Here is a 5,338-nt window from a genome sequence, read left to right on the forward strand (position 1 = left end):
CAAGGGCCGAATGCGCTCCAGGGTGGCCTCCGCGCCGCCCACCATGAAGATGAGCTGGCCGGCTTCGGCGCCGATCTTGGAGCCGGTGATAGGCGCGTCCACGTAATCAGCGCCCCGTTCCCTCACCCGCTGGGCGAACTCCAGCGTCTTGGCGGGAGAGATGGTGCTGGAATCGACCACGACCATGCCTTCGCGCAGCGCGGCCTCGACGCCGTTCTCTCCGAACAGCAGCTGCTCGACCGCGGCGGTGTCGGAGACGCACATCCAGACGACCTCAGCGCCTTCGGCGGCCTCGCGAGGACTGGCAGCGGTGCGGGCGCCCTCGACCTCCTTGGGCGTGCGGTTCCAAACCGTGACTTCGTGACCTTTCTTGGCCAGATTCGCGGCCATCGGCCGCCCCATGATACCCAGACCTAAGAACGCAACCTTCATGATGCCTCCAAGCCAAGCGATTAGAATGGAACGCGGGGCGTGGGGTCAATCGAATCCGAATCTTTCCCACAGCGAAATCGTCTAATCTACAGAAACAGATGTTGAATCCCGGTTTACGCAAACGAGCCCGCCAGTTCAGCCGCCTGGTCCGGCACTCCGCCCTGACCCGCTGCACGGGCGACGTCCACAAACCCATCCTGAGCAAGAACGGCGACCTGGGAGTGACCTTCATCGGGCACTCGTCGTTTTTCCTGCAGGTGGGCGGCCGCAACCTGGTCGTGGACCCCAATTTTGCCAAGTGGCTGTTCGTGCTGAAGCGGCTGCGGCGGCCCGGCGTCCGCATCCAGGACCTGCCGGCGATCGACCTGGTCTTGGTGACGCACGCGCATTTCGACCATCTGCACCGGCCGTCGCTGCGGGCCATCGCGCAAGCCACCCGCCGGCTCAGCGGGCGGGCGCCGGTCCTCGTGATCCCGCGCAACGTGTCCGACCTGGTGCGCGACCTCGGCTTCCGCAGGATCGTCGAGCTCGACTGGTGGCAGGAGTACCGGCAGGACGGGATCAGCGTGACCCACACGCCTTCGCGGCATTGGGGCGCACGCGTGATCAAGGACATGCACCGCGGCTACGGCGGGTACGTCATCCGCTCGCACAAGCATTCCATCTACCACGCCGGGGACACCGCCTACTTCGATGGCTTCCATGAGATCGGGCGGCGACTCACGCCGGAGCTGGCGCTGCTGCCCATCGGCGCCTACGAGCCGGCGTCGTTCCGCAACGTGCACGCCAGTCCCGCCGACGCGGTGCAGGCCTTCCTCGACTTGGGCGCCCGCTGGATGGTGCCGATGCACTTCGGCAGCTTCCGCCTGTCCCATGAGCCGGTAGAAGAGCCGCCTCGTTTCCTGGCGCGCGAAGCCACGAGGCGAGGGGTCAGGGAGCGGGTCTTCGTCCTAAGAGAAGGGCTAACCAAGTTTTTCTGATGGCAGATTGAGTAATTGGGTGATCGGGCAATTGCAAGCCACCCAGTACTCCAAGCAATCACGCAATCACGCAATTACTCAATTACCCGATCACTCAATTACTCAATTCTTCAGTAGGCCAGCAGGAGCCGCAGATCGCGGACATTGTTGCCGGTGGGGCCGGTGACCACCAAGTCTCCGAGCTTCTCGAAGGCCGTGTAAGCGTCGAACTCCTTGAGAGCCTTGCTGAGGTCGATGCCGGCCGCCCGGGCGCGCTGCACGGTGCTTCCGTCGGCGACGGCGCCGGCCGCCGGACTGTTGCCATCGATGCCGTCGGTCCCCGCCGACAGCACGCAGATGTTCTCTCCGGCGATCTTCTCCGCGCAGTAGAGGGTGAACTGCTGGTTGCGCCCGCCCACGCCGCTGTGCCCGCTGACCTTCACCGTCACCTCCCCACCGGAGATCAAGCAAACCTTCGCCCGGCCCTTTCGCAGATCGTGCAGCCGCTTGAGCAGGTAGTCGGCGGCCTTGGCGTAATCCCAATCGTCGCAGCGGTTGTCCACCTCGACCGCGAATCCGCCAGCGGCAGCCATGGCAGCGGCCGCTTTCTGCGGGGTCGCGCTGGAGAGGATCGGCCACCAGCGCGAACGATGGAACAGGGGGTCGCCGGGCTTCGGTGTCTCCTCCAGCGCGCGAGTGGCAAAGAGCTCCCGCACCGAGGCGGGGAGTCTTTTCAGCAGGTCGTACTTATGCGCAATGGCGTAGCAATCCTCGACCGTCGTCGAATCGCCCATGGTCGGCCCGGAGGCCAGGGCATCGAGTGCTGCCGGGGGCACGTCGGAGACCAGGATCGAGACCTGCTGCGCTTCCCGCGCGGCCAAGGCCAGTCGCCCGCCCTTCACCGCCGAGAGGTGCTTGCGGACGGCGTTGATCTCGGCGATGGGGGCGCCGCACAGCACCAGCTCGCGATAGGTGGCGACCAGGTCGTCGAGCGTTATCTCGTTGTCAATGGGTTTCTCGATCACCGACGAGCCGCCACCGCTGATCAGATAGAGCACCAGCCAGCGCGCGCTGGCGCCGTGCAGGCTGCGCAGGATGGCACCAGCCGCGCGCAGTGACTCGGTGTTGGGAAGCGGGTGACCGCCGTAAAAGTAGCGGAAGCCGGCGACCTGCGCTCCCGGCGCCTCCGGGCAGGCGACGATCCCGCCCATGCCGCTGCCGATCTGCGCGCTCAGCGCTTCTACCATGGTGTGCGCGGCCTTGCCGAAGGCCACCACGAAGACGCGGTTGTAGGAGCCCAGGTCGTAGAGGTCTTCGCACACGCGCAGCACGCCCCGGCTGTAGTGGACGTGCTGCTCGAATGCCTTGCCGATGCTGCTCTGCTCGAGCGCGTCCACGAAGATCCGGCGCGCGGTGTCGCGCATGTGAGGCGACGGCTCCGAGGCTTCCACGGCTCTGGCTTCGCGTCCCATGTGGGTCTGAGATTATAGTTGCCGCCCGCGGCTCGCGATCGCCGCGGCCCTATCCGGCTGACGGCGGGAGCGCCAACGTCTGCTTCACCCAATCCTCGATGGTGTGACGCACTTCGGCGAGCTTCTTCTCGAAGAAATGTCCGGCCCCGTCAATGAAGACCAGCCTCTTGGGAGGCGCGGCGCGCATGACCACTCCTTCGAGGATCTCCTTCGGGCCGTAAGGATCACGATCCCCGCTGAGAAACAGCTTCGGTTTGGGGCACGCCTGGAGGAAGTTGTACTGGTAGGCGCGACCTTCCACCTCCACCGGGGTGCCCAGCGAGATCATCGCCCGGACGCGCCCGTCGGGACAGGTGGCGCGAAGCCCCACCGATGCGCCGAAGGAGAAGCCAGCGAAGACCAGGGGCAGATGGAATTCGCGGTCGAGCCAATCGACGGCGGCGCGCACCTCTTCGCGCTCGCCGCGTCCTTCATCGTGCTTGCCCTCGCTGCGCCCGGCGCCGCGGAAATTGAAGCGCAACGCGGGAAATCCCAGTCCGTTCAGGGCCTTCATGGCATGGAAGACGACCTTGTTGTGCATGGTCCCGCCGTAGAGCGGGTGAGGATGGCAGACCAGGGCAGCATGGGTGGCGTCCGGCCTGCCCGCATTCAGCAGAGCCTCAAGGCGTCCGGCCGGGCCATCCAGGAACAGGCTTTGGATCTGGGTCGAAGATTCCACGCGCTCAGCGCACAGCATACCAGCACGAGCACGCTCTAGCGGGGAACGCGCTCGACTGGCTCACAGAGACAACAGGCTGATATCCTTCGCCGATGGACGTCGTCGCGCTCACCCGCCGTCTGGTGGACATCGAATCGGTCACCGGCCGCGAAGGACCGGCCGGCCAGTTCCTGCTGCAGTTCCTGCGCGACGAAGGCTGGGACGCGTCGCCGATCCCGGTGGACCAGCAGCGGCTCAACGTATTTGCCCGTCCGAAGACCGCGTCTCCGGCGGTCGTCTTCTGCACTCATATGGACACGGTGCCGCCGTTCTTCGGATCTTCCGAGGACGCGGACAACGTTTACGGGCGCGGGGCCTGCGATGCCAAGGGGATCATGGCCGCGCAGATGACCGCCGCCGGACGCCTGCGCGACCAGGGCGCCGCGGTCGGGCTGTTGTTCACCGTGGGCGAAGAACGCGATTCGATCGGGGCCAAGACCGCCAACCAGTACGCGCCGGGCTCGCGCTTCCTTATCGACGGCGAGCCGACCGACAACCGGCTGGCGATCGCGACCAAGGGCGTGTTGAACGTCCGGCTGCGGGCGCGCGGGAAGATGGCGCACTCAGCTTATCCGGAAGGGGGCGAATCGGCCATCGAAAAGCTGGTGGATGCTCTGGCCCGGCTGCGCGCCATGGAATTGCCGAGCGTGCCGGAGATCGGCGCCTGCACGATGAACATCGGCACTATCAGCGGCGGGCGCGCGCCCAACGTGGTCGCCGACGAGGCCCACGCCGACATCCTCTACCGCATGGTGACTGCATCGGACGATCTTAAACAGCGGATCCGCCAGTGGGTCGGTTCGCTGGTGGAGGTCGACTTTGGCGCCGACTCGCCTTTCATGAAGCTGCGCACCGTGGACGGGGTGCCCTCGATGGTGGCTTCGTTCTCCACCGACATCCCCCACCTGCGCAACTGGGGCGAGCCGCTGCTGCTGGGGCCCGGCTCCATCCACGTGGCCCATACCGAGCGCGAGTCCGTGCCCAAGAAGGCCCTGCACGAGGCCGTCGAGCTGTACTGCTCGGTAGCCCAGAAACTGCTGCAGTCTTGAACGGGACACACCCGAGCTACTCACTTCCCTGGCCGGCCTTTCCCGGTTACAATTCGCGCACGTTGGGTGTGGGAGCCGTTTCCTTTCCGGAGTGACCATGGCACAGCCGTCCCCAGTGATTCTGTTGGTTTGTCCAAAGTGCGGCCGAAAGTATTCCAGCGAACCCGGGAAGCTCTCGGGGAAACCGGTCTGCCAGGACGACGGCTCGGTTTTGGTGCTTCCCGAGAACGATTCCGGCGCCACCCTCGCCATGGGCATGGATACGGTAGCTGCGCCCGCTCCCGGCCGGGCCACTGATGCCGCTACCTTGGACTTCAGCTCCACCACTGCCAGCATGCAGCCGACGGTGGCGCCCAGCGGCTCGCACCAGGAGCGGCCCTCGGTGGTCTCGCAGCTCCGTTCGGTGACCTCGGCGGCGAGCACGGCGGCGGCTCCGGCCACCAAGTACGCCATCAGCGGGAAGCTTGGGCAGGGCGGGGTCGGCGAAGTGCTTTTGGTGGAAGACCGCGATCTGGAGCGCTCGGTGGCCATGAAGCGCCTGCTGCCCCAGCCGGGCGGCACCGTGGCCGAGGACGCGCTGACCCGCTTCCTGCGCGAGGCCCAGACCACCGGCCAGCTCGAGCACCCCAACATCGTGCCCGTGCACGACGTCGGGCTCGACAGCCAGGG

6 protein-coding genes are annotated in these 5,338 nt (G+C 66.2%); 3 read left to right on the forward strand and 3 right to left on the reverse strand.

What is annotated here, in order from left to right; genetic code table 11:
* Nucleotides 1–432, reverse strand: a 432-nt coding sequence (locus VMS96_14455; GenBank protein HVP44629.1) for an NAD(P)-binding domain-containing protein, incomplete at its 3' end; no start/stop codon positions are given.
* 98 nt (nt 433–530) lie between these two features.
* Here VMS96_14455 and VMS96_14460 point away from each other — a divergent pair.
* The gene (locus VMS96_14460) at nt 531–1,412 is read left to right on the forward strand and encodes an MBL fold metallo-hydrolase (GenBank protein ID HVP44630.1); all 882 of its coding nucleotides are present in this window, start codon (nt 531–533) and stop codon (nt 1,410–1,412) included.
* 110 nt (nt 1,413–1,522) lie between these two features.
* On the opposite strand, the gene VMS96_14465 is transcribed toward VMS96_14460, so the two are convergent.
* Both VMS96_14465 and VMS96_14470 read right to left on the reverse strand, forming a co-directional pair.
* A complete protein-coding gene (locus VMS96_14465; protein HVP44631.1) occupies nt 1,523–2,815 on the reverse strand; it encodes a DUF4147 domain-containing protein in 1,293 nt (430 codons plus the stop codon).
* Between the two features lie 97 nt (nt 2,816–2,912).
* Nucleotides 2,913–3,599: an alpha/beta family hydrolase gene (locus tag VMS96_14470; GenBank protein ID HVP44632.1), complete on the reverse strand. Its 687-nt coding sequence runs from the start codon at nt 3,597–3,599 to the stop codon at nt 2,913–2,915.
* Between the two features lie 74 nt (nt 3,600–3,673).
* On the opposite strand from VMS96_14470, the gene VMS96_14475 reads away from it, so the two are divergent.
* Nucleotides 3,674–4,669 (forward strand): M20/M25/M40 family metallo-hydrolase, encoded by a 996-nt coding sequence (locus VMS96_14475; protein HVP44633.1) that lies wholly within the window; start codon nt 3,674–3,676, stop codon nt 4,667–4,669.
* A gap of 97 nt (nt 4,670–4,766) precedes the next feature.
* A partial coding sequence (locus tag VMS96_14480; protein HVP44634.1) for a hypothetical protein occupies nt 4,767–5,338 on the forward strand: 572 nt, incomplete at its 3' end.

The organism is Terriglobales bacterium (genome assembly GCA_035543055.1).
Lineage (GTDB): Bacteria > Acidobacteriota > Terriglobia > Terriglobales > Acidobacteriaceae > JAIQFD01.